This window comes from Pseudoalteromonas sp. Ps84H-4, from assembly GCF_024124645.1.
Taxonomy (GTDB): Bacteria; Pseudomonadota; Gammaproteobacteria; order Enterobacterales; family Alteromonadaceae; genus Pseudoalteromonas; species Pseudoalteromonas lipolytica_C.
In genome coordinates, this window is the sequence record NZ_JAMXSK010000066.1 from 1 (window position 1) to 2,139 (window position 2,139).

Annotated in this window: 1 protein-coding gene and 1 pseudogene; both read left to right on the forward strand. The window is 36.7% G+C overall.

Annotated features, from left to right (window positions below; translation table 11 throughout):
* Positions 1-99: 99 nt before the first annotated feature.
* A pseudogene (locus NH454_RS22475) lies at positions 100-339 on the forward strand (DUF4158 domain-containing protein); the annotation flags it as partial.
* 57 nt (positions 340-396) lie between these two features.
* Positions 397-2,139 (forward strand): Tn3 family transposase (locus NH454_RS22165; RefSeq protein WP_253040206.1); only part of this gene is annotated, 1,743 nt, incomplete at its 3' end.

Below are 2,139 nucleotides of genomic sequence, written 5' to 3' on the forward strand. Positions count from 1 at the left end.
TTAACGAGGGCTTGATTATAGTGAGACCAGTTTGTGATTTTGCTCATTGTTGTTGCACAGGCTAGTAGGATATAGATGATCTGATCACAGGCTGGCAAGATAGTTCAAACTTTTAGGAAACAACGCCCACCAACAACAAAAACTAAGCTGATTAATAAGTTATTAAAATATACAGGGTTTACAGCATACCAAAGCAAGTTAGATAAAGAGCCGCTATTAAAAAGGCTTAACGATGTTGTAAAAATCAACCTTGAACCAAGGTATGTTTTTGATGAATGTATTGCTTATTTTGGTCAAAACAGAATAGCGCTAGCTGGTTATACAACGCTGCAAGACACTATTTCTACGGTATTATCAAATGAGCGTAACCGAATTGAAATGGTGCTGCTTGATAGTTTGTCTTCAGGTACCAGAAAAACATTACTTAAATTACTTGAGTCAAATAATACCTTTACTGACTTAGCCAAGTTAAAGAAAATGGCTAAGGACTTTTCAACGAGCCAAATCACCCAAGAGCTGAAGACGCATAAAATTATACGCTCGCTTTATCCAGAAATTAAGTCACTGATTGCTGAACTGGAGCTATCACCTAAAAATCTTGAATACTATGCTTCACTGGTAAAGCACAAGTCCGTTTATAAGCTTAGAAGACACGCAGATAGCCAAACTATTTTATATCTCGTTTGTTACTTGTTCTTCAGGTACCGAGAGACTAACGACAATCTTGTTGCTGCATTTATTTACTTGGTAAGGAAGTTAACCGAATCAGCTAAAGGCTATGCAAAGCAGCGTATTGTTGAAGATGTAACCATTGTAAGAACCAAATTAAAATCCGCTGGTAGTTTATTAAAGTACTTCATCGATACCGATATGGACGATGATTTAAGCTTTGGTGATGTACGTAAAAAAGCCTTTGAATTGATCCCTGCTGACAGTATTAAACTGTTAAGTGATCACTTAGATAATAACGACTTTGATGGCCGTCAGTACGAATGGCAATTTATTGATAAACAATCCAGTAAAATTAAAAAACTTATCCGCTCATTATTTATGTCTATCGATATTGAGTTCATTCATTTAAAGGATGAACTCCATGAGCAGTATGTTATGGCACATTCTGAACTTAGTGAATTAAAGGCTATCCAAACCATTAACATCGATGTGGTACCTAAACATGACCGAGAGTATTTAGAGGGAGAAAATACCAAATTAATTGCTAATCGATTTGAGTATTTCCTTTATCGTAAAGCCGAACAATTATTTCACAGTAATAGCTTAACGGTGAAAGAAAGCGTTAATAACCGTAGTTTAACGTCAGATCTTATACAACCTAAAGAATGGCAGCAAAAAGAGACAATCATTGAAAACACTGGCCTTGATAAGCTGGCAACACCGATTAACCAAACACTCGCAGATAAGAGCCAACAATTAGAAGTTAAGCTGAAGGAAGCAAGCGAGCATATCTTTAGTGGTGATAATAAGTATGTTGAGTTTATTCCTGGCAAAGCCGAACTCAAGTGGTCAATTCCTAACAGCCGTTGGCAACAAACAATTGAAAACCCGCTCTACAATCAAATTCAACACATGGGTATCGTTGAACTCATGTTGTTTGTTGATCAAAAGACAGGTTACTTAAATTCATTTACACACATATCAGCAACTAAAGAAAAATCACCAGTAAATAAAGAAGATCTGATCGCCTGTATATTGGCAAACGGCATCAATTACGGCCTATATAAAATGGCGAATATCTCTGACCGTTCAATGGGTAAATTACGCAGTGTAGATGATAGTTATGTCAGATATGAAACACTCAAAACGTCTAATGATCAGGTTTCTAATGCTATAGCCACGTTGCCAATATTTGCCTATTACCATGTGGACGATAATCAGTTGTTTTCAAGCATTGATGGTCAAAAATTTGAGTGTCGCATAAATACGTTTAAGGCTCGGTATTCGTCTAAGTACTTCTCCAAAGGTAAAGGTGTTTCAGCATTAACATTGGTTTCTAATCATGTTCCGGTGAGTACGCAAGTCATTGGCGCTAACGAATATGAAGGTCACTTTGCTTTTGACTTACTCTATAACAACTCTTCAGATATACAGCCTAATACCTTATCGACCGATACGCATGGTACC